Source organism: Neorhizobium sp. LjRoot104 (genome assembly GCF_964253725.1).
Lineage (GTDB): Bacteria > Pseudomonadota > Alphaproteobacteria > Rhizobiales > Rhizobiaceae > Neorhizobium.
In genome coordinates this window covers 54,913-80,838 of sequence record NZ_CAXURS020000001.1, presented here as the reverse complement: position 1 = coordinate 80,838, position 25,926 = coordinate 54,913, and the positions used below count along the sequence as shown (strand labels likewise).

Sequence of the window (25,926 nt, the reverse complement as noted above, 5' to 3'; positions counted from 1 at the left end):
AAGCCGAGGGCTTTTCGCGCACGAAACATGAAAGGCACACGGAACCGGTGCCTGCTTCCGGCGTTCGTTAAGCAATCTGAAGAATCAGTGAATCGGAGCGCAAAATGAAATCCCGCCTCTCGAAAGTCAACAGGGGTTTTGCAATTGCCACAGGTACCGCCGCCGCGCTCTACGCCCTGACGGTTTCCCTTGGCGCGGAGGAACGCGCCAACCTGCAGCTCACCTCTGCGATTCAGACGGAATGTGACCGCCTCGCCGGCAGCCCCTACGATCAGCAGCGCAACGGAGAGTTTGCCCCTGTCGGCATTTCGGATATCGACGGCACCGCGGTAGACGCATGCCGCATGGCCTATGACGCGACCGGTAATCCGCGTTTCGCCTATCAGCTGGGCCGGGCTCTGAACAAGACCCAGCAGGCCGACCAGGCGATGAACGCCTACGATGTCGCCGTCCAGGCGGGGTATGCTGCCGCCAAGGTGAATTTCGGCATGCTGATGGGTCGGCTCGGCGACGAGCGGTCGGAATTCCAGCTCTATACGGAGGCTGCCAATGGCGGCAACGTGCTCGCCGCCTACAATCTCGGCGTCGCCTATCGCGATGGCCTCGGCACCCAACCGGATGTCCAGCGGGCATTGAGCTGGTTCCAAAAGGCTGCGGCGGAAGGCGACGATACCGCCGCCTTCAATATCGGCGCGATCTATGACGAAGGCCATCTCGTGGAGCAGGACGACCAGACGGCGATCGCCTGGTACGACCTTGCGGCCCAGCGCGGCAATGCCGATGCGATGATCAATCTCGGGCTGATGTACGAAGCGGGCGAAGGCATCGAAGCGAATGCCCTCAAGGCCGCTGAAATGTACGGCAAAGCTGCCGAGAAAGGCGACGTTTTCGGGGCATACAAGTTCCTGCAGATGCAGGAACTTGGTATTGTCCCGGGGCCGAGCGACCCGGCGACGACCGAAGGCGTCAACTCGCTGGTACTGAAGCCGGGCGACATGGAACAGTCGGCCGGCAGCAGCAAGGAAATCTAGATCAGATTTCCCCCGCCGATGGCCCCCAGACGTCGGTCATTGCAAATCCGTCCGACAGCGGGTCGAAAGGATCAAGGGCTATCTGATGCAGACCGAAGGTAAAACCACGGCCGGTGATCGTCGGGATGATCGCCGGCTTTCCCGCGACCTCCGTCTCGGACGCCAGTCCTACCTCGAACTGAGAACCGATGATCGAGCGCGACCTGAAGACATCCCCGACCCTCACCTTGCCGCGCGCATGGAGCGCCGCCAGATTGGCGGAATTGCCGGTACCGCAGGGTGAACGGTCTGCCCTTCCGGGCCACATCGTGGTGCAGGTCCGCACCGTGCCGTCGGCTTCCGTATCCCGGAACATCACGTAGGCGACGCCGGAGATCGCCGGTATTTCCGGGTGCACGACCTCGATCTGCCTGTTGATGAGGTCCTTCAGCACCATGCCGGCCTGCACGAGTGCTGCCGCGTTGCCCTTCTCGATGGTCAGGCCGATCTGGCCGACATCCACCAGTCCGTAAAAGATCCCGCCGTAACAAAGGTCGAGCGCGATCTCGCCCCATGACGGGGTCTGAACCTTGACGTCGAGCTGATGCACGAAGGACGGCACCATGGTGAGCTTCACCTTTTCGCAGCGCCCGTCGCGGCAGGTGGCCGTCGCACGCACAAGGCCGGCCGCGGTTTCAAGCGTCACAACGGTTTCAGGCTCCGTCATCTCGACGATCCCGGACTCCAGAAGCGCGGTGGTGACGCAGATGGAGTTCGAACCGGAACTCGCATGCGCCTGGTCCGGCTGCAGGATGATGAAGGCGGCATCCGCGTCGGGATGTTTCGGCGGCAGCAGCAGATTGACCGAGCCGATCGGCGCCCCGCGCGGCTCGAGGCAGAGGAAGCGGCGAAGCTCGTTGCCTTTCGGATCAGTGTTCAGCCAGTGAAGCTGGGCCGCAACCGTTTCGCCCGGGATCTTCGGCACGCCGCCGATCGCGACCTTGCCGATCTCACCCTCGCAATGAACGTCCAGCAGCTGGATCGTGCGTTTCCATCTCATCCCAGATACTCCGATCAAACGTGACGGGTGACGCCGCCATCGACGCGGATGTTCTGGCCGGTGATGTAGCCGGCGCCATCCGACAAGAGGAAGGAGGCAGTCTTTGCGATTTCTTCTACCTGGCCGACACGCTTCATCGGCACCTTTTCCGCCGTCCCCGGCTTGTGATCGAGACTGTCGATGAACCCCGGCAGGATGCAGTTCATGCGGATATTGTCGGCCGCATAGCGGTCCGAATAGAGTTTTGTGAAGGCACCGGCAGCCGCCCGGAAGGTGCACGAGACCGGGAAGACCAATGACGGCTCGTAAGCCGCAAACGTTGTGATGTTGACGAAGGCTCCCTTGCCCTGTTTCAGCATAACGGGCGTCACCAGACGCGCCATCCGCACCAGCGACAGGATCATCATGTCCGAACCGAGCGTCCAGTCCTCGTCGCTGATGTCGAGCAGGTCGCCCTTCGGCGGATGGCCGGTATGATTGACCACCGCATCGATGCGGCCGTAGGTCTTCATGGCGAGGTCGAAGATCGCCTGGATGTCTTCGGCCTTTTCCGCGACGCCGCGGGAGGCGACGCCGCCGAGTTCGGCCGCCAGTTTCTCGCAGCTTGTGGAGGGCGACATCAGCGCGAGCTTGTAACCCTGGGCGTGCAGCTCGCGGGCAATCGCCTCACCCATGCCACGTCCGCCGCCGGTAATCAGCGCGACCTTTTCCGTCTCAGCCATCGGAATCTCCTTGGGTCCTTGTCCGCCTGCGGGCAGGCTTTCCCGAACAGATATATCAGCCTCAAGGGTTTGCCTACCGTCTTCAACGAAGCCAGAGATAACCGAGGTTGAGCCGCACCTTGCCGTCGCCGTAATAATAGGGCCGCGAGAGGGATTTTGCAGGCGATGCGGTCAATCTGAGCGTATCGACGGAGGAAAGATCGATCGGCGGCGAGCCCGTGCCGCCCCCGCCTTCGGTCCAGATCGCCAAAACCGGCCCCTTCAGGGCGCCTGGAGCCGGGAAACCGGCGATCGGCTGCTCGGAATTGATGACCGGCACATCGGGAAACTGCAGTCGCATATTGCCAGCCAGATTCATGCCGGCTGCAATGATTACCGCCGGTCGGCCTTCGGTTTTCAGAACTTCGGCGACGGAGCTGAACGGGTAGTTGATCCGGGTGTAACCGCCGGTGAGCCCGCCCGTCAGCGTCTTGCCCGCCAGCGGGAGCAGCGTCACGAGCATGATGACGACGAAGACGGGGACGAAGCGCCTGAGATGGGAGGTGGTATCGATACCGGCTCGCTCCAGCTTCAAAAGCAGATAGAGCGGCAAGGGAAGAAGGTAGGGATCGAGCCAGCGCTCCGTAATCTTGGTCGTGCCGGTGAAAAGGATCACGAATACGACCCCGAGCAGGCCGACCACCATCATCAGCCCCAGGAGGCGCGTCCAGCGGTCGCCTGTCTTCAGCGAGCGCGTGAACCCCCTTTTGAAAGCCACCGCAAAGATGACGACCGTCAGCGCGCCGAACGCGATGCAGGCAAGCATCAGCGAGCCGAGAGCGCGTGCAATACGGACAATGCCATGCGGCGCGTTCGCTTCAACCATCTTGCCGATCGTGCCTGATGTCGCGAGATCGAGATTGCCATGAAGCCAGAGGGCGTGCGGGACGACGATTGCAAGGCCGACGATCGCGGTCAGCAGGATGCGCGAATCAAGAAGGCGGGTACGCCATTCCCTGTCGCAAGACACGGCAATGAAGGCGGAGGCAGGCAGCAGCCCAAAATTGTATTTCGAAATCATCCCGATGCCGATCGCGACCCCGGCGATCAGGTAACCCTGCCAATCCGCCCGGACAAGGGTTCGGAAGAGCCCGTAGAGGAACAGCGACGTCGCCATCAGCACCGCGACGGTGTGGGTCAGATCCTGCTGCGGCATGTAGGAGAGTTGCGGCAGGGTGAGCAGACTCAGCATCGCCATAGCCGTAAAGCCGGGCCGGGCGTCGATCTCGCGTGCCGCCATGCCGAAGAATACGTAGCACAACAGCAGCATCAGGAATTTCGGCAGGGTCAGTGAAAAGAGCGAGATCCCGATGACGCTGACAACGGCATTCTGGACCCAGTTGTAGAAAGGCGGCTGCGGCCCGTAGCCGGCAAGCCAATATTGCGAAAACAGCGCCTGCTCGGCCTCGTCAAGCGTCAGCCCGTTGGGCAGCATCAGACGAACAGCGATGCTCAACAGGAAATAAGCGCCTAGAAAAAACGCCGCGGGCCAAAGGCCGCCTGCCAGAAACCCTGCCAGCCGACCGGGCGTGTCCAACTTTTCGGAACGCACTGCGTCCACGCTCTCACGATTCATTTTCGCCTTATGAGAAAATTGTCATGTGACGCAGGTGGCACAGCCTGCGACCCGGATCAATAGAGATCGTGCCCGCCGTTTGGCTAGTTCAGGGAAATTGAACGCGTATTTCTCCCGGGGCTCTTTCAGGTCAGAAACCCAAATCGCTGAGACCTTGGTGGCCGTCAGACCACCGTCCCCGTGCAAAGGCAGACTTTCTCGACCGCCGTTCCCAACGTGAAACGCGGCAGCGGCGGACGTCGATCGCTCATTGGGTATCGCCATGGGCGGCGAGGCGGGCGCGCAGTTCGGCGTTTTCGGTCTCGAGTTCGGCAAGGCGGCCCCGAAGCGGACCGATCGCCTCGGCGACCTGCACCTCGGTGAAGCGGGGAGTGATGTGCTGCGGACAGTTCCAGTCGAAGCTCGCGAGGCGCAGCCGGAAAATGCGTTCGAGCTTCGCCCGGTAGTCCTGATCGACGACAAGCGCGGCCAAGGCAGGATCCGCATCGAGCGCCACCTCCTCGACATGCGCATAGATCTTAAGCCGGGCACGACGGGCATAATCCATCAGGAAGAGGCATGTCCGGTCGTTCGCCGCAACATTGCCGGTGCTGATATACTGGCGATTGCCGCGATAGTCCGCGAAAGCCAATGTCCGGTCGTCGATCACCTTCAGGAAGCCGCGCGGGCCGCCCCGGTGCTGGACATAGGGCCAACCCGTCTCCGACACCGTCGCCATGTAGAAGCTGTCGCGGTCGGCGATGAAGGCCGCTTCATTTTCCGTCAAGCGATCGAACTCCCGATCGCCGACGAAGTTTTCCCAGATGTGGTCGGCGCCCATCGCCTTCTGTGCGGCCCGGACGCTGGGTGTGATGGCGATGTCTAGAAAACCATAGGACATGAAGGAACTCCTTCCCGGCAGGACCGCTATCGGCGCGGTGAAGAAGGATACATAGCCTTTTCCACTATTCGGAGTAATATGGCTCTTTTGAAACTCAGCTTATCAAAAAATGGAAAAGCGGATGGATCGATTCGAAGCCATGTCGATGCTGCTGGAGGTGGTGGAGAAAGGTAGCCTGTCTGCAGCGGGACGGTCGCTTCGGGTTCCCGTCCCGACGCTCAGCCGGAAGATTTCGGAGCTCGAGGCGTCGCTCGGCACGCGTCTGCTGATCCGCACCACCCGCAAACTCACCCTCACCGACGCGGGCGCCACCTATGTGGCGGCGGCCCGGCGCATTCTCGAACAGGTCGAGGATGCGGAGCGCGAGGCAGCCGGCGAATTTACGGCGCCAAAGGGTGAACTGGTCATCACGGCACCGGTCATGTTCGGCCGGCTCCATGTCCTGCCGATCGTCATCGACTTCCTTGCGTTGTTTCCCGAGATCAACATCCGGCTGCTGCTTGCGGACCGCAACGTTCATCTTGTCGACGATCATGTCGATATGGCCGTCAGGATCGGGCAGCTGCCGGACAGCACGATGGTTGCGACACGGATCGGCTCGATGCGGATGGTGACCTGCGCCAGCCCGGCCCTGCTTGCAGTTCACGGCGTTCCGCAGACACCCGAGGACCTCCGACGGATGCCTTGGGTGACGTTCGAAGGGCCGACGCCATCGCCCGCCCGGCACATGCTGCCGGCAGGATCGAGTACGGCCACCGAAGTCATCACCGCATCGCGCCTTTCGGTTTCGACCGCCGAGGCCGCTGCGGAGGCAGCGATACACAATGTCGGGGCAACGCGGCTGCTCCACTACCAGGTGGCGGAAGCCGTCAAAGCTGGAGCGCTGCGGATCGTCCTGGAGAACTTCGAGCCGGAGCCGCCGCCCATCCACCTCATCCACGCCGCGCGTGGCCAGATGCCGCTCAAGATGCGCAGCTTCCTGGATTTTGCCGCGCCGAGGCTGCGCCAGGCACTCGGCAGGATCGGCTCCGCCGCCTGACCTCGCTCTGGCGGCGGCGGCGTCAGGCGAAGTTTTGGCGCTGGAAGAGACGAAACCGGGACTGCTTGTTATTGTGACATCCACCCTATCTTAGGATGGATGTTCTGCCGCCGTACATTGGCACGGGAGCTTCAAGATGACCGTTATTCAGGAAGAACCGCCGACCGCACTTCCCTCACATCCTGAGGAAATCAAATCCACCTTTGATCTGCGCGTGGGGAAGAACATTACCTTGCAAGGCAGCGCCAGAATAACGCCTGCGGGCGTGATCAGCACCGGAATCGCGGTTGCCGCAATGACGTTTGCACTGGGGTATCTCATATCATCAATACGGCGTCGCGGGAGTTAGGCGGCGCGAATTGCCGCCGTAAGCCGACCAGCTCTCGAGAATGTTCAGAGATAGTTGGAAAGAAATGGCGCACCCGAAGAGATTCGAACTCCTGACCCCCAGATTCGTAGTCTGGTGCTCTATCCAGCTGAGCTACGGGTGCGTCTGCAAGCAGTGCGTCACCGCTTGCGTGGCGATCCTCTAAAACGTCCGCATTCCGATTGCAAGCGATTTTACCGAGGGCAACGTCATTTTGCTGTCACTTCTCGCTCAAACCGTTGAGAAGCAACAATTATTTGCATCAGGCCCGAACCCGGTAGTCCTCCAGCGAGACCGGACGGTCGGGAATTTCTATCCTAAACTGCGTGCCAGGCCCCGGTTTTTCCACAAGTGCGATTGTGCCGCCATGGGCCAGCACAAGCTCGCGGGCGATGACCAGGCCAAGGCCGGTACCGCCCGACCGCGCCGAGCCGCGGAAAGCGGAGAACAGGTTCTCCCGGGCCTTTCGCGGCATGCCGGGACCGGTGTCGTCAATGGTGATGCTGACGACGCTGCCCACCCGATGTGCTGAGACCGTGACCCGGCGAACCATGGACGCATCCTGCGGATCGAAATTCAGCAGCGCCTGCACGGCATTCCGGCAGAGATTGTGGATGACACGGAAAATCTGCTCGCTGTCGCAATCGACTTCGAGATCGGCGGCGATCTGATCCAGGAATTCGATGCCTATTTCGGGATCGATCGCCAGCATGTCGCGCACGTCCTGGGCCAGCGCCGCGAAGCGGATGCGGCGGCGGCGCGGCGCTGCCTCGGAGGCCTGGCCGTAAGCCAGCACCTCGTTGGTGTAACCCACCGCACGGTCGATCGTGCGCAACAGTTTCGGTGCGAAACTCCTCACCATCGGATCGTCGACATCCGTCAGCCGGTCCGACATCAGCTGCGCCGATGCGAGGATGTTGCGCATGTCGTGGTTGATCTTCGAAACGGCAAGGCCAAGATCGACTAGGTTCTTCTGCTGCTTCAGCGTTCGCTGCAATTGTGCCTGCATGGCCGTGAGGTGCCGGCCCGCCACTGCAAGCTCGCCCCGGGAGCGATCGGCGCTAAACACGCGGCCCGGATCGTCCGGCTGCTCCGAGAAATGCTGCATGCTATGGGTGAGCCGCCGGATCGGCATGATCATCATCCGGTTGATGGCGAGGAAAATCAGCACGGCGGTAATCAGGGAGATCAGCAGCGACAGGAGAAACATCGTCTTCGAATATTTCAACATGTCCTTGCGCAACGCGTCATCGGTCATGACCAGTTCGATGGTCATGTCGCTGTCGCCGATCGGGCCATAAACGCGCATGACGCGACCGCCGCCAAACACGAGGGTGTCGAGCGCGTCGCGCATCGAGGACGCTATCGGGACATTGGCGAGATCGAATACCTGATCGATCTGCGGCTGCGTGTCCGTTGCGGCCAGCAGCCGCGAGGTGCCGTCCTTGCGCAGCGCGATCACCTTGGTGCCCGTCGCAAGCAGCGTATCGTCCTGCACCGCACGGGGAAGCTCGGCGGGCTGCAGTCCGTCGATGACGATGCCGGCGGCGGCGGCGGTATCCAACCGGTCGCGCAGCCAGTTCATCCGCATGGTGGCGACGGAAGGGACGAAGATCAGTATTTCGGCCATCATCACGAAAATGACGGTGAGCCAGAGAAGCCTGCCGGAAAGGCCGCGGAAAAGGCGCGGCATGGTTTCCGGGCCTACGCCTTCCGGCGAGGACCCCGAGCGCCGCGAGGTATGAACCTCGTCGTCCATGCGGATCTCCATTTCCGAATACCCGGCTCGCCGGGTTGGTGCGAGCCTACGGATGATCGCCCATTTTAGAGGTTCAGCATTTTTTTACCAGTCCCCTTTGCCGCAGTGCAAAAGAGAAAGCGGAGAGGGCTGCCCCTCTCCGCTTCCTTATTCGATCGATAGACGAAATTGGATCAGAATTCTTCCCATTCTCCGGCAACCGCTGCCGTCGCGACGGCTGCTCCGCCAAAGGCCCGGGAGAGCGCGCCGGTCATCGCCTTGACCGGAGAGGCCCGTGGCCGATGAATGGCAGCCGCGGCAACCGGCCGCGCGGTCCGCACCGGCTCGGCGACGTGCTTGGCGACCTGCTCGCCCTCCTGGCCGATGTCGAAATTGGAGACAAGGGCAAAAAGGCTGTCGGCCTCCGAGGACAATGTCTGCGTCGCCGCGGACGTCTCCTCGACCATGGCGGCATTCTGCTGCGTCACCTGGTCCATCTGGTTGACGGCGGTATTGACCTCGGCGAGCCCCGTCGACTGCTCGCGGGAGGCGACGGCGATCGAATGGATATGGTCGTTGATGCGCAACACGCGGGTTTCGATTTCCGACAATGCCTCGCCGGTCTTCTGGACCAGCATCACGCCTCCGGCCACTTCCTCGCCGGACTTGCTGATCAAGGCCTTGATGCCCTTTGCGGCACTTGCCGAGCGCTGGGCGAGTTCGCGGACCTCCTGAGCGACGACGGCAAAACCCTTGCCGGCTTCGCCCGCACGGGCGGCCTCGACACCGGCATTCAGAGCCAGAAGATTGGTCTGGAAGGCGATCTCGTCGATGACATTGGTGATCTGCGCGATCTCGCGGGAGGCCTGCTCGATTCTGCCCATCGCATCGACGGCGCTACGCACCACCTCGCCCGACTGGACCGCGCTCTGCTTGGCCTCGCCGACCATCACTGTTGCCTCATGCGCCCGCTCGGTCGACGTCTTGACGACGGCGGTGATCTCTTCGAGCGCGGCGGACGTTTCTTCCAGCGCCGCAGCCTGCTGTTCAGTGCGGCGGGACAGATCATTGGTCGCCCGGCTCAGCTCGGCGGCGCTACCGTTGATGGAGCCGGTGGCGGTGCGGACATTCCGCATCGTGCCCCGCAGCGTGTCCATGGTACCGTTGACATTGTGCTGCAGCTCGGCGAAGGCGCCCTTGAAATTGCCCCGCATGCTGTCGGTGAGGTCGCCCTCGGCAAGGCTCTTCACGACGCGGCGCGTTTCGGAAATGCCGGCATCGACGCTGGCGACGAGCAGATCCACCTCGCGGGCAAAACGGTCGAGGCTTTCCTCGCCCCACTGCTTGTCGATGCGGCGATTGAAGTCGCCTTCCGAAGCGGCGGCGACCACGACCGCCATGCGGGCCTGGAGATCGTCGCTCTTGGCACGCAGTGCCGCTTCGGACGCATTCATGCGGGCGACTTCGATACCGTTCTTCTTGAAGACTTCGACGGCGGCAGCCATGTCGCCGATCTCGTCCCGGCGTCCGGCGAAAGATACGGCGGCATCATAGTCGCCGTCGGCAATCAGCTTCATCGAGGACGTCAGGCCAAGGATGGGCTGGCTCAGTTCCTTGCGGCCGAGATAAAGGCCGAAGGCCATGCCGCCGGCAACACCGATCAGCGTTGCGGCCAAGACGGAATAGAAGACCATGTTGCCGAACGCGTCCATGCCGGCACTCAGCTTGTCGAGTTCGGTCTGGTCCATCTTGACGACCGAGTCGATTTCCGCCTGATAGGCCTTGCGGTTGGCGCGGTTCGCCTCGTTATTGCCCTGAACGTTGGCTGCCTGAGGGCCTTCCGTCTGGCTGAGCCGGACAGTCTCGGCGCGGAATGTCTTGAATTCAGCGGACCGCGCGATCAGCTTGTCGAACGCCTCCCTCTGCGCGGCGGGAACCATCGGCCGCCAGGTGGCGATCAGCTTTTCCATGTCACCGAGGGACTTCAGAACCCCATCGCCGAACTGCTTGGCCGTTGCGCTGTCCTTCGACGCGTAGATGCCCCGCGCGTCCATCACCACAGCGGTGACCAGGCGGTTGAGATGTTCGCCCTTGTAGGCACGATCCGCGACGTCGGCATATTGCTGCGTCTGGGCGCGATACTCTTCAACCGCGAAGAGCGACAGGCCGCCGATAATGCAGGCAACGAGGCTCATGAGGCCGACGAGGAGGTTGATTTTCCCTCGAATTTTCATTTCTTACCCTTCCAGACGGGACTTCTCGTGGGGAGGAAGACAGGCCCGTAACCCGGTTTCTCTTCCATTCAGTGCTAAAATTAGCCATTAGAAATTAAAGAAAAGCTTAGAGAAAAACGGGGCGCGCAGCCCCGGCGAGCGCGCACTTTCCGGTTGCTCGCCTCGGTTGAGATATTTGACGTTTGACAGGGGGAGAGCCTTGCACCTACTATTTCTCACCCCTAAATTCATGGGGAAATATCGATGCGACCGCGACTGCAGATGTTGCCAGAAGGCGGCGTTGATCAAGATTGGCCAACTTTCGGCCCACAGCCCAAAAATCCCGGCAGCGATTGACTTTTGCGGCGGAGTCCTCTTATAAGCCGCCCACGTTCAGCTCCGGCGGGCTTGCACGCATGCAGCCGCTTGCGCAGATCGTTTTTCCGAAGCGCTCTTGCCGTCGTGATGACGGCAAACTCCAAGAAGGGCCGCACACCGCGGTATTAAAATAAATGAAGCGTACCTATCAACCGTCCAAGCTTGTTCGCAAGCGCCGCCACGGATTCCGTACCCGCATGGCCACCAAAGGTGGTCGCCTGGTTCTTTCCGCTCGCCGCGCCCGTGGCCGCAAGCGTCTCTCGGCCTAAGGCCTGAGATGCCCGAGACAACCGGGCGATGACGACTGAGACAAAGAACAAGAAGACTGTCGGGCGGCTTCAAAGCCGGCCGCAGTTCCTTGCCGTGCGCGAGGGCGAAGCTCGCAGAGGCCGGAACTTCCTTCTGGAAGTCCTTGATCGGAACCAGCCGGACGAAGCGCCGCGCGTCGGTTTTACCGTTACGAAGAAGCATGGCAACGCGGTCGAACGCAATCGCATGCGCCGCCGCCTCCGTGAGGCGGTGAGGCAATCTGCCGGATTTGCAATGAAGAACGGACACGACTATGTGATTGTCGCGCGGCGGGAGGTGCTCAATGCCCCCTTTGCGGATATGACGGCTCAGCTTATCGAGCGTATCGAAAGCAAGCCGAGACCAAAGCGGTCCGAGGAGACCCGTTCCAGGAAAGCATGATGGAAAAGAACCGCAATTACTTCATCGCGATCGCGCTCTCGGTGCTGATCGTTCTTGCCTGGCAGTTCCTCTATATGAACCCGAGGATGGAAGCCCAGCGGCGCGCCGAAGAAGCCAGCCGTGCGCTTCAGGGCGAAACCGCCCAGCCTGTTTCTCCGGAAAGCCCCGGCGCCCAGAGCGGATCCGGCGTATTGGGCAATCTGCCCGGCGCCAGCCCGGCAGCTGCCGGGCTCTCCCGCGACCAGGCACTTTCGCGGTCGCAGCGCGTACAGATCGAAACGCCTGCCCTGATCGGCTCCATCAACCTGACCGGCGCCCGTTTCGACGACCTCAAGCTGCGCGAGTATCACGAGACCGTCGACGACAAGAGCCCGATCATCACGCTGTTCTCGCCGTCCGATACGGCCGACGGTTATTTCGCGGAAATCGGCTATATCCCGAATGAATCGATCGGCACCGCTCCCGGCACCGGCACGCAATGGACGGTCGCAAGCGGCGACAAGCTGACCCAGCAGACGCCGGTGACGCTGACCTTCACCAACGAGAAGGGCGTAACCTTCGCGCGCACGATTTCGATCGACGACCACTACATGCTGACCGTTGCCGACAAGATCGACAACAAGACGGCCGGCCCGGTGACGCTGACGCCTTACGGCCGCGTGCTGCGCAACAACAAGCCGGCGACGCCGTCCGTCTGGGTCATCCACGAAGGCTTTATCGGCGTGATGGGCGAGAGCGGCAGCCTCAACGAACACACCTACGCCAATATCGAAAAAGAGCAGTTCACCAACGAGAAGGCCAAGACCGGCTGGCTGGGCATCACCGACAAGTACTGGGCTGCCACCATCGTGCCGCCGCAGACGCTGCCCTATGTTGCACGTTTCTCGCATTTCGCCGGTGCTCAGGCGAGCTATCAGGCGGACTACAAGGGCGACGACCTGACTGTTCAGCCGGGTCAATCCACCGAACTCAAGAACCTCGTCTTCGCCGGCGCCAAGGAAGTGCCCTTGATCTCGCGCTACGAGACGGAATTCGGCGTTCCGCAGTTCAACCGCCTGATCGACTGGGGATGGTTCTACTTCATCACCAAGCCGATGTTCCAGCTGATGGACTTCTTCTTCCGTCACGTGGGCAATTTCGGCGTGGCGATCCTGCTCACCACCATCGTCGTCAAGGCCCTGTTCTTCCCGCTCGCCAGCAAGCAATACGCTTCCATGGCCAACATGAAGCGCATGCAGCCGAAGATGGAAGAGCTGAAGGCCAAGTTCGGCGACGACCGGATGGGCCTGCAGCAGGCAATGATGGCGCTCTACAAGGAAGAAAAGATCAATCCGATTGCCGGCTGCTGGCCGGTGCTGTTGCAGATCCCGGTCTTCTTCGCTCTCTACAAGGTCATCTATGTCACCATCGAAATGCGGCACGCGCCGTTCTTCGGCTGGATCCAGGACCTGTCTGCTCCCGACCCGACGTCGCTCTTCAACCTCTTCGGCCTGCTGCCCTACGACGTGCCGCATGCGCTGATGATCGGCGTCTGGCCGCTGGTGATGGGCGTCACGATGTTCCTGCAGATGCGCATGAACCCGACGCCGCCGGACCCGACCCAGGCGATGATCTTCACCTGGATGCCGCTCGTGTTCACCTTCATGCTGGCGTCCTTCCCGGCCGGTCTCGTCATCTACTGGGCCTGGAACAACACCCTGTCGGTAACGCAACAGGCGATCATCATGAAGCGTCATGGCGCCAAGGTCGAACTTTTCGCCAATCTGAAGGGCCTCTTCCGACGAAAAGAAGCGCCGACAAAATAGCGCTCGCCAAGATATCGACGAGGAACCCCGGCTGGTCCGGGGTTTTTCTTTTGCAATAAGGCTTGGAGGCCGGAAAGCTTGACATTGCTGGCCAAAACCTTGAAGCCGTGCCCTTCGACAGAACAGGACGACCAGAACCGATGCCCGCAGACATGAGCACGGACGACAAACCGCTTTTCGGCCACCCCTGGATTTTTATCCGCGGCGTGCCCTCGATGAAGTTCCTGCCACCGGAAGGCCCGCTCGAAGTCGCCTTTGCCGGCCGCTCGAACGTCGGCAAGTCGTCGCTGATCAACGCGCTCGTCGGCCAGAAGGCCCTGGCGCGAACTTCGAATACGCCTGGCCGTACCCAGGAACTCAATTATTTCGTGCCGGACGGCTATTCGGGCGCAGGCACCGACCTGCCACCGATGGCGCTGGTCGACATGCCGGGCTACGGTTACGCCAAGGCGCCGAAGGAAACCGTCGATGCCTGGACCAAGCTCGTCTTTGACTATCTGCGCGGCCGGGCGACACTGAAACGCGTCTATGTGCTGATCGATAGCCGCCACGGCATCAAGAAAAATGACGAGGAAGTACTCGACCTGCTCGACAAGGCCGCGGTCTCCTATCAGATCGTGCTGACCAAGACCGACAAGATCAAGGAACCGGCCGTGGTGAAGCTACTGGCCGAGACGCAGGAAAAGATCCGCAAGCATCCCGCCGCCTTCCCGTTCGTGCTTTCCACCTCGTCCGAAAAGGGCAAGGGGATCGAGGAACTGCGCCAGGCGATCGCGGAAACCGTCGGCCGGTCGAGCTGACGCTGGCCCATAGAAACGGCAAATCCGGCCGCCCCAAGAGAGGCGACCGGATCCTGATGTAAAAGCGAGGGCGGTCGGCTTTTACATTTTCGGCAACAGAACCTTGTCGACCACGTGGATCACGCCGTTCGACTGCTTGACGTCGGCGATCGTGACGGTGGCTACGCCGCCCGTCTCGTCGGTGAGCGTGATCTTGCCCATGCTTTCCTTGGCCTTCAGCACGCAGCCGCCGACCGTCTTCACGTCATGGGTGCCCTTGTCGTCCTTGATCATCTTTTCGATGGCGGTGGACATGGCGCTGGCGGCGACCACATGGCAGGTCAGCACCTTGGTAAGCTGGGCCTTGTTTTCCGGCTTCAGCAGCGTTTCGACCGTGCCCTTGGGCAGGGCAGCGAAGGCTTCATTGGTCGGCGCGAAGACCGTGAACGGACCCTTGCCCTGAAGCGTCTCGACCAGGCCGGCAGCCTTGACGGCAGCGACGAGCGTCGTGTGATCCTTGGAGTTCACGGCATTTTCGACAATGTTCTTGTCTTCGTACATCGCCGCACCGCCGACCTTCGGATTGGCGGCAAAGGCGGTCACGGCGGTAGCGGACAGAACGGTCGCGATAGCGAGCGTGCGGAATGCGGTCTTCAACATTGTGGTATCCTCTCAACGAAACTAATTGCCCCGGCGCGGATGCGCGCCTCCCAAGGCATGGCGTCCCGACATCGGCGGAGACCTCGCAAGAGACGGAAGGCAGAGAAGAAGAGTTTCAACGCGGACGAAAAAACCCTCGTCTGCCCCTCAAGCCGCTGCTTTCGCTTGAGGATACTTTATGGCGCCGTTTACCGGCCGCCGTGTCCGAGCCTCCCTTTCGCGGGTTTCGCCGCGATACGGCCGCCATTTAACCGACGATGGCACGCCGATTGGGCGATAATCTCGCGGGTGATTATTTCCTCTGTCAGAAACATGCGCTAAAAGCGCCCCACTTGATATTCAGGGGTATCCGATGACGGCTTCCGAAAGCGAACTTCAGGCCAAGCTTCTGGCGCAGGCGCTGCCCTATATGCAGCGTTACGAAAACAAGACGATCGTCGTGAAATACGGCGGTCACGCCATGGGCGATACGGAACTCGGCAAGGCGTTCGCGGCCGATATCGCGCTGCTGAAGCAGTCCGGCGTCAACCCGATCGTCGTGCATGGTGGCGGTCCGCAGATCGGCGCGATGCTGACAAAGATGGGCATCGAATCCAAGTTCGAAGCCGGCCTGCGCGTCACCGACCAGAAGACGGTCGAGATCGTCGAAATGGTTCTCGCCGGCTCGATCAACAAGGAGATCGTCGCGCTGATCAACCAGACCGGCGAATGGGCGATCGGCCTTTGCGGCAAGGACGGCAACATGGTTTTTGCCGAAAAGGCGAAGAAGACCATCGTCGATCCGGACAGCAATATCGAGCGGGTCCTCGATCTCGGCTTCGTCGGCGAAGTGGTGGAAGTCGATCGCACGCTGCTCGACCTGCTCGCCAAGTCGGAAATGATCCCCGTCATCGCCCCGGTTGCCCCGGGGCGCGACGGCGCGACCTACAACATCAATGCCGACACGTTTGCCGGCGCGATCGCCGGGGCGCTCAGCGCCACCCGCCTTCTCTTCCTCACCGACGTTCCGGGCGTGCTCGACAAGGACAAGCAGCTGATCAAGGAGCTGACTGTCGCCCAGGCCCAGGCCCTCATCAAGGACGGCACGATCTCCGGCGGCATGATCCCCAAGGTCGAGACCTGCATCGAGGCGATCAAGGCCGGCGTGCAGGGTGTCGTCATCCTGAACGGCAAGACGGCCCACTCGGTGCTGCTCGAGATTTTCACCGAACACGGCGCCGGCACGCTGATCGTTCCCTGACAGTAGAAGACTTCGAGGCTCAGCCGGCGGCGGTGAAAACCGCCGCGGCGTCTTCCTTCAGCTTCGCCATCATCGCCCGGTAAGGCCCCGGTCCGTAACTGACACGGGCAACCCCGAGTTCGCCGAGGCGTTTCGGGGACGGAACGCTGCTGAACATCATGATGTTGACCGGAAGCGGCGAGGCCTTGCACAGCGTCTCGATCAATCCTTCATCGGCCAGGCCGGGCGCGAAGAAGCCGTCGGCACCGGCCTCGGCATAGGCATTGGCGCGGCGGATCGCTTCATCGAGAAGTGCCGCATGTTTGCCCGCATCACTTTCCTGCAGGAAGAGATCGGTACGGGAATTGACGAAGAGCGGCATGTCACGAGCGTCCGCCGCTGCTCGGATGGTACGAATGCGTCCGGCCTGCTGCTCCACCGGATAGATGCCGCTGCCGCCGACCACCTGATCCTCGAAATTGATACCGATCGCGCCGGTGTCCATGACCTTGCCGACATTCGCCGTGAGCTGGCCGGATTCCTCGGCATAACCACCTTCAAAATCGACGGTGAGCGGCAGATCGACGGCGGTCGCGATCGACTTTGCCGTGGCAAGCAGTGCTTCGAGCGGCAGGTTCTCGCCGTCGGCATACCCTTGTGCGGCCGCGACCGACCAGCTTCCGGTGCCGAGCGCCTTCGCCCCGGCTTCCGCAACCGCCTTGGCGGTGCCGGCATCCCAGATGTTGTAGATGATGACCGGATTGCCCTTCCGGTGAAGCGCTGCGAACGCGGCCGCCTTGTCGTTTTGAGGCATGGATGATCCTCCTGTTGACCGAGCCACCCTAACCGGATTCGCAACGGATGCCGCCGCAAATCGGGCGTCGATCAGGAAAAGATCAACCCAAGGATGCCGCAGACGATCAGCAGGCAGCCGAAAACTTCCATGCGGTTCACCCGTTCATGGAAAAGAAAATAGGATGCCATGAAGGTGAAGACGAGTTCGATCTGCCCGAGCGCCCGGACATAGGCCACCTGCTGCAGGGTCATGGCGGTAAACCAGCCGGCCGAACCGACGACACCAGCCAGGCCCACCAGCGAGGACGAACGCCAACTGAGAATGACCTGGACAATCTCGTTCCTGTCCTTCCAGAACATCCAGACCAGCATGAAGGCCGTCTGGAAAGTCGTGACGCAGGCGAGTGTCACCGCGGCCTCCATGACCGGTCCGGGACCGCCAAGCGACAGCGAAGCGCTGCGGTAGGACACCGCCGAGATGCCGAAGACGGCACCCGAGGCGATACCGATGAGGGCGGTGCGGCTGGTCAGTGCGACCAGCATGTTGCGCCAGGACAGCGGCATACGCGCCATCGAGATGGTCATCACGCCGACGACGCCGACGATGATCGCCGCGACCGAGCCCGGCGTCAGCTTTTCACCGAGCAGGATAAAGCCGAAGATGGCGGCCTGGACCGGCTCGGTCTTGGAATAGGCCGTCCCGACCGCAAAATTCCTGAGCGAAAAGAGATGCACCAGCATCATGGTCGCAAAGATCTGCGCAAGGCCGCCGATCACCGCCCATAGGGCGAAGGTCCAGTTCAATGCCGGGAACGGATAGCCGGCGAAATAATGCAGGCAGAGGACGTATAGGATCGCGATCGGAAAACCGTAGCCGAAGCGCACGAAGCTCGCTCCGCGCGTGCCCAGCGACCCCTGCAGGTGCTTCTGCAGGGCAGACCGCAAATTCTGCAGAAACGCGGCGGCGATGGTGATGGGGATCCAGAGTTCCATATGCTGGCGGTATCACGCGTTCCGGCGGATCGCCAAGGCCGTCTTGGGCCGAAAGCGTTCGTCTTTTTCGTTTTCTTTGGGGTCGAACCGGTGCATAAAGCGGCCATGGAAAAAAAGCCGCAGACCTCGCCCGACCCCTCTGATTTCACCCATGTCCGCGACTGGGTATTCGATCTCGACAACACGCTTTATCCGCATCACATCAATCTGTTTGCGCAGATCGACAAGAACATGACGGCCTATGTGCAGGAACTGCTGCAGCTCGAACCGGCGGAAGCGAAAGCGCTGCAGAAGCAATATTACCATGAGCACGGCACGACGCTGCAGGGCCTGATGCTGAACCACGGCATCGATCCGGACGGGTTTCTCGAACAGGCGCATGCGATCGACTATTCGGCGCTCCTGCCGCATCCGGAGCTCGGCGCGGCGATCAAGGCGCTTCCCGGCCGCAAGTTCATCTTCACCAATGGCAGCGTGCCGCATGCGGAGGCGGCGGCGCGGGCGCTCGGCATTCTCGACAATTTCGACGACATATTCGACATCGTCGCCGCCGACTACGTGCCGAAGCCGGCCGGCGCGACTTACGACAAGTTCGCCAGCCTGCACCGGGTCGATACGAACAGTGCCGCCATGTTCGAGGACCTGCCGCGCAATCTGCGGGTGCCGAAGGCGCTCGGCATGCGCACTATCCTGCTCGTACCGCGCAATCTCGATGCGGTGCTCATGGAGCGTTGGGAGAAGCTTACCGATGAGGACGATCACATCGACTACGTGACCGACGATCTGACGGGGTTCCTGACCAGCCTCAATATCGGCTAATGTTTTATCGGCATTACGAAACATTCATCCACATTACGGATGTTTAAGTGGTTTTGACCGCTGTGGGCTTTATCTTCAGGCTATCGAAAACAACCTGAAGGACCACCACGATGACCGCAAAGAAGATCGTTCTGGCGACCCTTGGAGCAGCGCTGATCGCCGGCGCAGCTATTCCCGCCCTTGCAGCCCCAGGGCGTGACGGTCCCGGTCGCCATGGTGGCCCCGGCCGCGCCATGATGCAGGACGTGACGTTCGTTCGCCTCCTGAAGAATGCCGATGCCGACAAGGACGGCAAGATCTCCAAGGACGAGATGACCGCGTTCCAGGACAAGCTCTTCACGGCCATCGACGCCAACAAGGATGGTTCGCTGACACGCGGCGAGATGCTCGACTATCGCCAGGCGAAGATGGAAGAGTTCCGCAAGAACAACCAGCCGGAAGTCGCCGATACCGCGGACAAGAAGGACGAACCGTCCGATCGTAACATGGCGGACCGACGTGACGAGCATCGCCGCGACCGCGATCATTCCGCATGGAACCGGGATGGCCAGGGCCGTCATGGCTGGGGTCGGGAGCATGAGGATGCCCGCTGGGAGCGACCGCATGGACGCCAGGGTCAGGGCATGTTCCGAATGATCGACGAAGACAAGGATGGCAAGATCACCAAGACGGAAGCTTCCGCCGCATCCGACAAGCTGTTCGCCCGCATGGACACCAACAAGGATGGAACCATCTCCATCGACGACCTGCCGGACCGCCCCCTCTAGTTCCCCGCCCCCTTGGAACTAGTTCCGACAGTCGTCCAAAGGACCCGCCCCTTACCACAGGGGGCGGGTTCTTTTTTTGGAGACCTATATCTAGGAGGGCCTGTGCTCGACCGCGGTCACCCGGTCGGCAATCTCTTCCACCTTGTCCTCGATACGGACAAGGGACTGTTCGATCGTCGACTGCATGTGGGACAAAGCCCCGCCAAGTTCGATTTTGATCGAAAGCTCCAGATCGTCCCGAATCTCCGCCTGGCGTCGTTCAAGGCGCTCGGCATAATCCTCTCCCGACAATCTAAACGCGAACTTCCCGACTTTCAATCAAGCCTTCAATGCTCGTAGAAATCCGAGATGATCTTCCACGCCTCCTCGGCGGTCTCGACGAAATTGATGAGGCTGAGATCGTCCGGGGCAATGGTGCCGAATTCCGCGAGCGCGCCAAAATTGATGATCCCGCGCCAGAAGGATTCGCTGAACAGGATCAGCGGCATGCGTTCCATGCGCTTGGTCTGGATGAGGGTGAGCGCCTCGAACATTTCGTCCAGGGTGCCGAACCCGCCGGGGAAAACGACGACTGCCTTCGCCCGCATCATGAAATGCATCTTGCGGATCGCGAAATAGTGGAAGTTGAAGCTGAGCTCCGGCGTCACGAAGCGATTGGGAGCCTGCTCGTGCGGCAGCATGATGTTGAGCCCGATGCTCGGGGCGCCGGCTTCAGCCGCGCCGCGATTGCCGGCCTCCATGACGCCGGGGCCGCCGCCGGTGACCACCACGTATTCCTGATGATTGTAGCCCGCGGAGTGTTTGCCGCAGAGGGCCGCGAACTTGCGCGCCTCGTCGTAATAAACCGAAGCTGCTTCAAGGTTCTGGCGCTGGGTGTCGTTGCGGGCGGCCCAGGCGCTCTGGCCTGGGGCCGGGATACGCGCGCCGCCGAACAGCACGACGGTCGATTTGATGCCCCGTTCGGCCAATGCCATTTCCGTCTTCATCAGCTCGAGCTGAAGCCGAACGGGACGAAGCTCCTCACGGCTCAGGAATTCGTCATCCGCAAAGGCGAGGCGATAGGAATGCGATTCCGTCTGCGGCGTCCTGGGCTGGACGGCGGCGGCGGTCTTGTCCGCCTTGTTGTCCTTCAGCGGATCCCAGACCCCGTCCTTGCGCCGCGGCCCGTCCTTCTTCGCCTTTGCCATTCGCATGATCCTTCCGGCGTCAAATGCATTGACGCCAATTCACATTGACGCTTGAGTGGCGGTCGCTTAGATCAAATGACACCAAATGGCCACCTCTCCCACCATCACGATACCGAGTGACGTTTAAGGATTTCCCATGAGCAGCCCCGACTTCTCTTCCCTTGAAAAGACCATCGAGACCGCCTTCGACAATCGCGACAGCGTCACGGTGTCGACCAAAGGGGAAATCCGCGATGCGGTCGAGGAAGCCCTCAGCCTGCTCGACGACGGCAAGGCACGCGTTGCGAGCCGCGGCGAAGACGGAACCTGGACGGTGCACCAGTGGCTGAAGAAGGCCGTGCTCCTGTCCTTCCGCCTCAACGACATGGAAGTGGTCAAGAACGGCCCCGGCGCCTCCACCTGGTGGGACAAGGTGCCGTCCAAGTTCGAGAACTGGGGTGAAAACCAGTTTCGCGCCGCCGGCTTCCGCGCCGTGCCGAACGCGGTGGTGCGTCGTTCGGCCCATATTGGCAAGAACGTCGTCCTGATGCCGTCCTTCGTCAACCTCGGCGCCTATGTCGATGAAGGCACGATGGTCGATACCTGGGCGACGGTCGGCTCGTGCGCGCAGATCGGCAAGCACGTGCACCTTTCCGGCGGCGTCGGCATCGGCGGCGTGCTGGAGCCGATGCAGGCGGGGCCGACGATCATCGAGGACAATTGCTTCATCGGCGCCCGCTCGGAAGTCGTCGAAGGCTGCATCGTGCGCGAAGGCTCAGTGCTCGGCATGGGCGTGTTCATCGGCAAGTCCACCAAGATCGTCGACCGCGCCACCGGCGAAATCAGCTATGGCGAAGTGCCGCCCTATTCGGTCGTCGTTGCCGGTACCTTGCCGGGCAAGCCGTTCCCGAACGGCGAGCCGGGCCCCGGCCTCTATTGCGCCGTGATCGTCAAGCGCGTCGATGAAAAGACCCGTTCCAAGACCGGCATCAACGAACTGCTGCGCGACTGAACCCATCAAATGTCCAATGCCGATCCCATCGCCAATCTCCAGACGCTGATCCGCTGCCCTTCGGTGACACCTGCCGAGGGCGGTGCGCTGGCAGCACTCGAGGCCATGCTGCTTCCGCTCGGTTTCAAGGTGGAGCGCATGGTGGCGACTGAGCCCGGCATGCCGGACATCGAGAACCTCTATGCCCGGCTCGGTACCGACAGCCCGCATCTGATGTTTGCAGGCCATACCGACGTGGTGCCGCCGGGGGATGAAACGTCGTGGAGCCGCCCGCCTTTTGCCGCCGAGATCGTCGGCGATGAGTTGTTCGGCCGCGGCGCGGTGGACATGAAGGGCGGCATCGCCTGTTTCGTCGCTGCCGTCGCCCGCCATATCGAGCAGCATGGCGCGCCAAAAGGCTCGATCTCCTTCCTGATCACCGGCGACGAGGAAGGCCCGGCGGTCAACGGCACCGAGAAGCTGCTGAAATGGGCCGCGGAAAAAGGCGAGGCCTGGGATGCCTGCCTGGTCGGCGAGCCGACCAATCCGGACGTGCTTGGCGACATGATCAAGATCGGCCGCCGGGGTTCGGTCTCCGGCAAGGTCACTGTCTTCGGTGTCCAGGGCCATGCGGCCTATCCGCATCTTGCCGACAACCCGGTGCGTGGCCTGCTGCCGCTTGCATCAGCGCTGATGGACCCGCCTTTCGACACAGGCACCCCGGAGTTCCCGGCCTCCAATCTGGAAGTGACTTCGGTCGATGTCGGCAATCCGGCGACCAACGTCATTCCGGCAAAGGCCACTTTCGCTTTCAACATCCGTTTCAACGACACCTGGACGGCCGATAGCGTCAAGGCCGAGATCATCAGGCGGCTCGACGCGGCGGCAGCCGAAAATCCGCTTCGCCCGGGCCGCGATCCGGCACGCTATGAGATTACCTGGGCGGAGCGCCCGAGCCACGTGTTCCTGACCCGCAACAATGCCCTGATCGCGTCGCTGTCCGGCGCCGTTGAAAGCGTGACCGGCAAGATCCCGAAACTTTCCACCACCGGCGGCACATCGGATGCCCGTTTCATCAAGGATTATTGCCCCGTTGTCGAATTCGGCCTGGTTGGCCAGACCATACACATGATCGACGAGCGCGTGGCCCTTGCCGATCTGGAGACGCTTACCCAAATCTATGGGACCTTCATCTCCCGCTGGTTCGATAATGCCCTCCTATCATGAAGTCAGGCTCTACCTCGGCGGCCTCTGGCTGCTGATCCGCGGCGATGCGCGCGGTTTGCGGCCGTTCGACATTTCGGACGAGGGGGTGTTGCGTTCGTTCTGGGCAATCGCCTGGTGCGCGCCGGCACTAATCATCGGCTGGATCTTTCGGCGACTGGAATACCTTCGCCATTTCCCTCAACGAGAGGACTATTCCTTCATCTTTTTCCTGAAGATGCTGGTCCTCGAAGCGGCCCAATGGATCGTGCCGACTGTCGCGCTCGTCGCCCTCGGCCTCATTCTGCGCTTCATGCCGCTCGTGCGGATCCTGATCGTGCTGCGCAACTGGTTTACCGTACCGCTCGCCTATGCGGCCTATGTCATCCTGGCGCCTCTCGCCTTCCTTTCCGATCAACATGCCGGCCTTGCCGGCTACGGCTCGATGGCGCTGGCGGCAACCCTTCTGATCGCGGCGCTTTTTCTCATGTGGTGCATTCTGAGAACGGTCATGGGCGGCCCGGTAATGATACGAGTTGCGACCCTGGGGCTCGTGGTTCTGGCGGAAATTATCGTTGCGCGCGAACTGGAGAATATCATGGGGGTCTCGCTAACCTGATGCGTGATTTCGCCGTTTTGCGGGGAGGCCGCCTTGCCCTCCTATCCTGAAGTCAGACTATATCTCAGCGGTCTCTGGCTGCTGATCCGGGGCGATGCGCAGGGTTTCCGCCTGCTCGACATTTCCGATCGCGGCATGATGCGCTCGTTCTGGGCATTCCTCTGGTGCCTGCCTGGAGCTTTCATATCCTGGCTGTGGTGGCGCGACTATCTGCTCGACGGCATGCCGCCCGGCGCCCGGATCGGAGGGGTTTTCTTCGTTCGCATGGCGATGCTGGAAATCTTCAACTGGCTGGTGCCGTTGATCCTTGCCGGCGTACTCTGCTCGCTTCTCGGCATTGCCCGAAAGTTTCCGGCGGTCGTCGTCACCGTCAACTGGCTCTCGGTTCCGTTTTCCTATCTCTACGGCCTGTTGAGCCTGCGCTTCCTGTTGCCGTCCAGCCTCGATACCGCCCTGGCGCTTGTCCATTTCACACTGCTGATCGTCATGATCGTCTCAGTCTCACGGGTGATGCGGATGATCTGCGGGCCGCAGCCGCTGATGATCACCACGCTGGTGCTGGTGCTGATCGTGCCGGGCATGCTGCTGACCGAAGCGCTGCAGCGTTTCCTCGGCATCTATCCGCTCTGACGGGACCCGGGAGCCTTTCGCGGCTCTATGCGTCGCCGGGATAATCCACCTTCATGAAGTAGAGCCCGTCCGGCGGCGCAACCGGTCCGCAGGCGGAGCGATCCCTGGCATCGAGGGCCGCCCGCACATCCGCAGGCGTCATCTTGCCGTCGCCGGCCAGTTTCAGTGTTCCCGCGAAAGAGCGTATCTGATTGTGCAGGAAACTCTGGGCACTGGCGCGGATTTCGATCAGATCACCGGTACGGGTCACATCCAGCCGATCGAGCGTCCGCACCGGGCTCGTAGCCTGGCAATTTGCCGAGCGGAAGGTCGTGAAATCATGATGCCCGACCAGCGTCTGCGCCGCCGCATGCATGGCTTCATGGTCGAGCTCGCGGGTGACCCACCAGGCCCGCCTGGCTTCGAGCGCCAGCGGCGACGGCCGATTGAGGATGCGGTAGAGATAATGGCGCCGCAGTGCCGAAAAGCGGGCGTCGAAACCGTCATCGACCGCCCGGACATCGATGATCGACACCCTCTCGCCCGCCGTCATCAGATAGGCATTGACCGCATTGCGCAGCTTGTCCGGCTGCCAATTGCGGGAAAGATCCACATGGGTGACCTGGCCCATGGCATGCACGCCGGAATCGGTGCGCCCTGCGCCGCGGATGAGCACCGTCTCGCCGGTCAGCGACAGGACCGCATTCTGCAGCGCCGATTGGACGGAATGACCGTTTTTCTGCTGCTGCCAGCCGACATAGGGCGTGCCGTCATATTCGACGGTCATGCGGAATCGCGGCATCAGGAAAGCCTCGTGCCGGGGCCAAGCGGCGTACCGCGCAGGAATTCCGCCGCAGCCAAAGGTTTAGCCCCGGCCTTCTGCAGCTTGAGAAGCCGTATGGTTCCCTCACCGCAGGCAACAGTCAGCGCGTCATCCAGAACCGTTCCGGGCTCGCCCCTCCCCTCGCCGACTTCCGACAGAAGAACCTTCACACGCTCCGGCTTGCCGTTGATCTCCGCCTCGAACCATGCGCCCGGGAAAGGCGACAGACCACGGATATGGTTATGCAGATTGCGCGCGGGCTTCGAAAAATCGATACGGGTCTCGCCCTTGTCGATCTTGGCGGCATAGAGGACGCCTTCGGGCGGTTGCGGCGTCAACGGCAGGTCGCCGGCTTCGAGCTTCCCCATCGCCTCGACCATGGCACGGGCTCCGACCAGCATCAGCTTGTCGTGCAGCTCGCCGGCGGTCGTGTTCTCGCCGATTTCCACTTCGCTCGTCAGCGCGACGGGACCGGTATCGAGGCCCTTCTCCATCTGCATGATCATCATGCCGGTCTTCCTGTCACCCGCCATGATCGCCCGCTGGATCGGCGCTGCACCGCGCCACCGGGGCAGAAGCGAAGCGTGGCCGTTGTAGCAACCGAGCCTGGCACCCGTCAGGATCGCTTCCGGAAGCAGCAGGCCATAGGCGACGACGACGGCAACATCCGCGCCGAACGCGCGGAATTTCTCGCGTTCCTCGGAATCCTTGAAATTCACCGGCGTGAAGACGGGGATGCCGAGCAGTTCTGCGGCCTGATGCACCGGTGACTTGACGAGATCGAGCCCACGCCTGCCGCCCGGACGCGGCGGCTGGGTATAAACCGCGACGATCTCATGGCCCGCATGCTTGAGGTTCTGGAGCGTCGGCACGGAAAATTCCGGGGTTCCCATGAAAATGATGCGAAGAGACATGGACGTTCCGCGTCTCAAGAGACCGCGCCTTCTTAACTCGGATCGCCCGAGC

At 61.6% G+C, this 25,926-nt stretch carries 27 protein-coding genes and 1 tRNA gene; 14 read left to right on the top strand and 14 right to left on the bottom strand.

The annotated features are described in order from the left end of the window. Positions 1–104: 104 nt before the first annotated feature. Positions 105–1,031, top strand: a complete 927-nt coding sequence (locus ACSQ8R_RS00415; protein WP_436251572.1) for a tetratricopeptide repeat protein — start codon at positions 105–107, stop codon at positions 1,029–1,031. Between the two features lies 1 nt (position 1,032). On the opposite strand, the gene ACSQ8R_RS00410 is transcribed toward ACSQ8R_RS00415, so the two are convergent. From ACSQ8R_RS00410 to ACSQ8R_RS00395, 4 genes are all read right to left on the bottom strand, one after another. Beyond that, positions 1,033–2,070 (bottom strand): 4-hydroxyproline epimerase, encoded by a 1,038-nt coding sequence (locus ACSQ8R_RS00410; protein ID WP_436251571.1) that lies wholly within the window; start codon positions 2,068–2,070, stop codon positions 1,033–1,035. A gap of 14 nt (positions 2,071–2,084) precedes the next feature. Further along, entirely contained in the window at positions 2,085–2,792 is a 708-nt protein-coding gene (locus ACSQ8R_RS00405) for an SDR family oxidoreductase (protein WP_436251570.1), read from the bottom strand. Between the two features lie 82 nt (positions 2,793–2,874). Continuing rightward, the gene (locus tag ACSQ8R_RS00400; protein ID WP_436251569.1) at positions 2,875–4,287 is read right to left on the bottom strand and encodes a glycosyltransferase family 39 protein; all 1,413 of its coding nucleotides are present in this window, start codon (positions 4,285–4,287) and stop codon (positions 2,875–2,877) included. A gap of 367 nt (positions 4,288–4,654) precedes the next feature. Then, positions 4,655–5,287: a pyridoxamine 5'-phosphate oxidase family protein gene (locus ACSQ8R_RS00395; protein WP_436251568.1), complete on the bottom strand. Its 633-nt coding sequence runs from the start codon at positions 5,285–5,287 to the stop codon at positions 4,655–4,657. A gap of 121 nt (positions 5,288–5,408) precedes the next feature. On the opposite strand from ACSQ8R_RS00395, the gene ACSQ8R_RS00390 reads away from it, so the two are divergent. Together ACSQ8R_RS00390 and ACSQ8R_RS00385 are read left to right on the top strand one after the other, a co-directional pair. Then, the gene (locus ACSQ8R_RS00390) at positions 5,409–6,326 is read left to right on the top strand and encodes a LysR family transcriptional regulator (protein WP_436251567.1); all 918 of its coding nucleotides are present in this window, start codon (positions 5,409–5,411) and stop codon (positions 6,324–6,326) included. Positions 6,327–6,462: 136 nt separating this feature from the next. Next, complete coding sequence (locus tag ACSQ8R_RS00385; protein ID WP_436251566.1) at positions 6,463–6,675, top strand: hypothetical protein; 213 nt, start codon at positions 6,463–6,465, stop codon at positions 6,673–6,675. A gap of 65 nt (positions 6,676–6,740) precedes the next feature. Here the strand turns inward: ACSQ8R_RS00385 and ACSQ8R_RS00380 are convergent. From ACSQ8R_RS00380 to ACSQ8R_RS00370, 3 genes are all read right to left on the bottom strand, one after another. Next, positions 6,741–6,817 (bottom strand) — tRNA-Arg (locus ACSQ8R_RS00380). Between the two features lie 138 nt (positions 6,818–6,955). Beyond that, positions 6,956–8,386, bottom strand: a complete 1,431-nt coding sequence (locus ACSQ8R_RS00375; protein WP_436255337.1) for a sensor histidine kinase — start codon at positions 8,384–8,386, stop codon at positions 6,956–6,958. A 239-nt stretch (positions 8,387–8,625) separates the two neighbouring features. After that, a complete protein-coding gene (locus ACSQ8R_RS00370) occupies positions 8,626–10,665 on the bottom strand; it encodes a methyl-accepting chemotaxis protein (RefSeq protein WP_436251565.1) in 2,040 nt (679 codons plus the stop codon). A 491-nt stretch (positions 10,666–11,156) separates the two neighbouring features. Here ACSQ8R_RS00370 and rpmH point away from each other — a divergent pair, with 491 nt between their 5' ends. The 4 genes from rpmH (at position 11,157) to yihA (ending at position 14,317) form a co-directional block, all read left to right on the top strand. Then, positions 11,157–11,291 carry a 50S ribosomal protein L34 gene (gene rpmH, locus ACSQ8R_RS00365; protein ID WP_080719113.1) on the top strand — a complete coding sequence of 45 codons (135 nt, stop codon included), beginning with the start codon at positions 11,157–11,159 and terminating at the stop codon, positions 11,289–11,291. Between the two features lie 28 nt (positions 11,292–11,319). Then, positions 11,320–11,712, top strand: a complete 393-nt coding sequence (gene rnpA / locus ACSQ8R_RS00360; protein ID WP_210010551.1) for a ribonuclease P protein component — start codon at positions 11,320–11,322, stop codon at positions 11,710–11,712. Further along, positions 11,712–13,517, top strand: a complete 1,806-nt coding sequence (gene yidC, locus ACSQ8R_RS00355; RefSeq protein ID WP_436255336.1) for a membrane protein insertase YidC — start codon at positions 11,712–11,714, stop codon at positions 13,515–13,517. Before rnpA ends, yidC begins: the two co-directional genes overlap by 1 nt. 152 nt (positions 13,518–13,669) lie before the next feature. After that, positions 13,670–14,317, top strand: coding sequence for a ribosome biogenesis GTP-binding protein YihA/YsxC (gene yihA / locus ACSQ8R_RS00350; protein WP_436251564.1), 648 nt, complete (start codon positions 13,670–13,672; stop codon positions 14,315–14,317). 81 nt (positions 14,318–14,398) lie between these two features. On the opposite strand, the gene ACSQ8R_RS00345 is transcribed toward yihA, so the two are convergent. Continuing rightward, the gene (locus tag ACSQ8R_RS00345; RefSeq protein WP_436251563.1) at positions 14,399–14,956 is read right to left on the bottom strand and encodes a fasciclin domain-containing protein; all 558 of its coding nucleotides are present in this window, start codon (positions 14,954–14,956) and stop codon (positions 14,399–14,401) included. Between the two features lie 352 nt (positions 14,957–15,308). Here ACSQ8R_RS00345 and argB point away from each other — a divergent pair, with 352 nt between their 5' ends. After that, positions 15,309–16,196 carry an acetylglutamate kinase gene (argB, locus tag ACSQ8R_RS00340; RefSeq protein WP_436251562.1) on the top strand — a complete coding sequence of 296 codons (888 nt, stop codon included), beginning with the start codon at positions 15,309–15,311 and terminating at the stop codon, positions 16,194–16,196. Positions 16,197–16,215: 19 nt separating this feature from the next. On the opposite strand, the gene ACSQ8R_RS00335 is transcribed toward argB, so the two are convergent. Together ACSQ8R_RS00335 and ACSQ8R_RS00330 are read right to left on the bottom strand one after the other, a co-directional pair. Continuing rightward, a complete protein-coding gene (locus ACSQ8R_RS00335) occupies positions 16,216–16,989 on the bottom strand; it encodes an isocitrate lyase/PEP mutase family protein (protein WP_436251561.1) in 774 nt (257 codons plus the stop codon). A 71-nt stretch (positions 16,990–17,060) separates the two neighbouring features. Beyond that, the gene (locus ACSQ8R_RS00330) at positions 17,061–17,963 is read right to left on the bottom strand and encodes a DMT family transporter (RefSeq protein WP_436251560.1); all 903 of its coding nucleotides are present in this window, start codon (positions 17,961–17,963) and stop codon (positions 17,061–17,063) included. A 105-nt stretch (positions 17,964–18,068) separates the two neighbouring features. On the opposite strand from ACSQ8R_RS00330, the gene ACSQ8R_RS00325 reads away from it, so the two are divergent. Together ACSQ8R_RS00325 and ACSQ8R_RS00320 are read left to right on the top strand one after the other, a co-directional pair. After that, complete coding sequence (locus ACSQ8R_RS00325; protein ID WP_436251559.1) at positions 18,069–18,782, top strand: pyrimidine 5'-nucleotidase; 714 nt, start codon at positions 18,069–18,071, stop codon at positions 18,780–18,782. A gap of 110 nt (positions 18,783–18,892) precedes the next feature. Then, positions 18,893–19,549: an EF-hand domain-containing protein gene (locus ACSQ8R_RS00320; protein WP_436251558.1), complete on the top strand. Its 657-nt coding sequence runs from the start codon at positions 18,893–18,895 to the stop codon at positions 19,547–19,549. 90 nt (positions 19,550–19,639) lie between these two features. Here ACSQ8R_RS00320 and ACSQ8R_RS00315 read toward each other — a convergent pair whose 3' ends face one another. After that, positions 19,640–19,867: a hypothetical protein gene (locus ACSQ8R_RS00315; protein WP_436251557.1), complete on the bottom strand. Its 228-nt coding sequence runs from the start codon at positions 19,865–19,867 to the stop codon at positions 19,640–19,642. A gap of 8 nt (positions 19,868–19,875) precedes the next feature. Beyond that, complete coding sequence (locus tag ACSQ8R_RS00310) at positions 19,876–20,736, bottom strand: LOG family protein (protein WP_436251556.1); 861 nt, start codon at positions 20,734–20,736, stop codon at positions 19,876–19,878. 136 nt (positions 20,737–20,872) lie between these two features. Between ACSQ8R_RS00310 and dapD the strand changes: the two genes are divergently transcribed. The 4 genes from dapD to ACSQ8R_RS00290 are packed head-to-tail and all read left to right on the top strand — an operon-like array spanning position 20,873 to position 24,158. Continuing rightward, the gene (dapD, locus tag ACSQ8R_RS00305; RefSeq protein ID WP_436251555.1) at positions 20,873–21,727 is read left to right on the top strand and encodes a 2,3,4,5-tetrahydropyridine-2,6-dicarboxylate N-succinyltransferase; all 855 of its coding nucleotides are present in this window, start codon (positions 20,873–20,875) and stop codon (positions 21,725–21,727) included. A gap of 9 nt (positions 21,728–21,736) precedes the next feature. Continuing rightward, positions 21,737–22,933, top strand: coding sequence for a succinyl-diaminopimelate desuccinylase (gene dapE, locus ACSQ8R_RS00300; RefSeq protein ID WP_436251554.1), 1,197 nt, complete (start codon positions 21,737–21,739; stop codon positions 22,931–22,933). Further along, positions 22,917–23,528: a hypothetical protein gene (locus ACSQ8R_RS00295; RefSeq protein WP_436251553.1), complete on the top strand. Its 612-nt coding sequence runs from the start codon at positions 22,917–22,919 to the stop codon at positions 23,526–23,528. Before dapE ends, ACSQ8R_RS00295 begins: the two co-directional genes overlap by 17 nt. Positions 23,529–23,561: 33 nt before the next feature. Continuing rightward, entirely contained in the window at positions 23,562–24,158 is a 597-nt protein-coding gene (locus ACSQ8R_RS00290; RefSeq protein ID WP_436251552.1) for a hypothetical protein, read from the top strand. A 25-nt stretch (positions 24,159–24,183) separates the two neighbouring features. On the opposite strand, the gene truA is transcribed toward ACSQ8R_RS00290, so the two are convergent. Next, positions 24,184–24,939, bottom strand: a complete 756-nt coding sequence (gene truA, locus ACSQ8R_RS00285; protein ID WP_436251551.1) for a tRNA pseudouridine(38-40) synthase TruA — start codon at positions 24,937–24,939, stop codon at positions 24,184–24,186. Beyond that, on the bottom strand, positions 24,939–25,874 hold the full coding sequence (gene fmt / locus ACSQ8R_RS00280) for a methionyl-tRNA formyltransferase (RefSeq protein ID WP_436251550.1): 936 nt from the start codon (positions 25,872–25,874) through the stop codon (positions 24,939–24,941). Before fmt ends, truA begins: the two co-directional genes overlap by 1 nt. Positions 25,875–25,926: the final 52 nt, after the last annotated feature.

What these genes read in the sequence shown, in the direction of transcription:
- yihA (WP_436251564.1), top strand. Translation starts at nt 13,670, where the DNA reads ATGAGCACGGACGACAAACCGCTTTTCGGCCACCCCTGGATTTTTATC.
- ACSQ8R_RS00390 (WP_436251567.1), top strand. Translation starts at nt 5,409, where the DNA reads ATGGATCGATTCGAAGCCATGTCGATGCTGCTGGAGGTGGTGGAGAAA.
- ACSQ8R_RS00320 (WP_436251558.1), top strand. Translation starts at nt 18,893, where the DNA reads ATGACCGCAAAGAAGATCGTTCTGGCGACCCTTGGAGCAGCGCTGATC.
- dapD (WP_436251555.1), top strand. Translation starts at nt 20,873, where the DNA reads ATGAGCAGCCCCGACTTCTCTTCCCTTGAAAAGACCATCGAGACCGCC.
- argB (WP_436251562.1), top strand. Translation starts at nt 15,309, where the DNA reads ATGACGGCTTCCGAAAGCGAACTTCAGGCCAAGCTTCTGGCGCAGGCG.
- rpmH (WP_080719113.1), top strand. Translation starts at nt 11,157, where the DNA reads ATGAAGCGTACCTATCAACCGTCCAAGCTTGTTCGCAAGCGCCGCCAC.
- ACSQ8R_RS00410 (WP_436251571.1), bottom strand. Translation starts at nt 2,070, where the DNA reads ATGAGATGGAAACGCACGATCCAGCTGCTGGACGTTCATTGCGAGGGT.
- ACSQ8R_RS00415 (WP_436251572.1), top strand. Translation starts at nt 105, where the DNA reads ATGAAATCCCGCCTCTCGAAAGTCAACAGGGGTTTTGCAATTGCCACA.
- ACSQ8R_RS00395 (WP_436251568.1), bottom strand. Translation starts at nt 5,287, where the DNA reads ATGTCCTATGGTTTTCTAGACATCGCCATCACACCCAGCGTCCGGGCC.
- ACSQ8R_RS00310 (WP_436251556.1), bottom strand. Translation starts at nt 20,736, where the DNA reads ATGGCAAAGGCGAAGAAGGACGGGCCGCGGCGCAAGGACGGGGTCTGG.
- ACSQ8R_RS00370 (WP_436251565.1), bottom strand. Translation starts at nt 10,665, where the DNA reads ATGAAAATTCGAGGGAAAATCAACCTCCTCGTCGGCCTCATGAGCCTC.
- ACSQ8R_RS00405 (WP_436251570.1), bottom strand. Translation starts at nt 2,792, where the DNA reads ATGGCTGAGACGGAAAAGGTCGCGCTGATTACCGGCGGCGGACGTGGC.
- ACSQ8R_RS00330 (WP_436251560.1), bottom strand. Translation starts at nt 17,963, where the DNA reads ATGGAACTCTGGATCCCCATCACCATCGCCGCCGCGTTTCTGCAGAAT.
- yidC (WP_436255336.1), top strand. Translation starts at nt 11,712, where the DNA reads ATGGAAAAGAACCGCAATTACTTCATCGCGATCGCGCTCTCGGTGCTG.
- ACSQ8R_RS00295 (WP_436251553.1), top strand. Translation starts at nt 22,917, where the DNA reads ATGCCCTCCTATCATGAAGTCAGGCTCTACCTCGGCGGCCTCTGGCTG.
- dapE (WP_436251554.1), top strand. Translation starts at nt 21,737, where the DNA reads ATGTCCAATGCCGATCCCATCGCCAATCTCCAGACGCTGATCCGCTGC.
- ACSQ8R_RS00345 (WP_436251563.1), bottom strand. Translation starts at nt 14,956, where the DNA reads ATGTTGAAGACCGCATTCCGCACGCTCGCTATCGCGACCGTTCTGTCC.
- rnpA (WP_210010551.1), top strand. Translation starts at nt 11,320, where the DNA reads ATGACGACTGAGACAAAGAACAAGAAGACTGTCGGGCGGCTTCAAAGC.
- fmt (WP_436251550.1), bottom strand. Translation starts at nt 25,874, where the DNA reads ATGTCTCTTCGCATCATTTTCATGGGAACCCCGGAATTTTCCGTGCCG.
- ACSQ8R_RS00335 (WP_436251561.1), bottom strand. Translation starts at nt 16,989, where the DNA reads ATGCCTCAAAACGACAAGGCGGCCGCGTTCGCAGCGCTTCACCGGAAG.
- ACSQ8R_RS00325 (WP_436251559.1), top strand. Translation starts at nt 18,069, where the DNA reads ATGGAAAAAAAGCCGCAGACCTCGCCCGACCCCTCTGATTTCACCCAT.
- ACSQ8R_RS00385 (WP_436251566.1), top strand. Translation starts at nt 6,463, where the DNA reads ATGACCGTTATTCAGGAAGAACCGCCGACCGCACTTCCCTCACATCCT.
- truA (WP_436251551.1), bottom strand. Translation starts at nt 24,939, where the DNA reads ATGCCGCGATTCCGCATGACCGTCGAATATGACGGCACGCCCTATGTC.
- ACSQ8R_RS00375 (WP_436255337.1), bottom strand. Translation starts at nt 8,386, where the DNA reads ATGCCGCGCCTTTTCCGCGGCCTTTCCGGCAGGCTTCTCTGGCTCACC.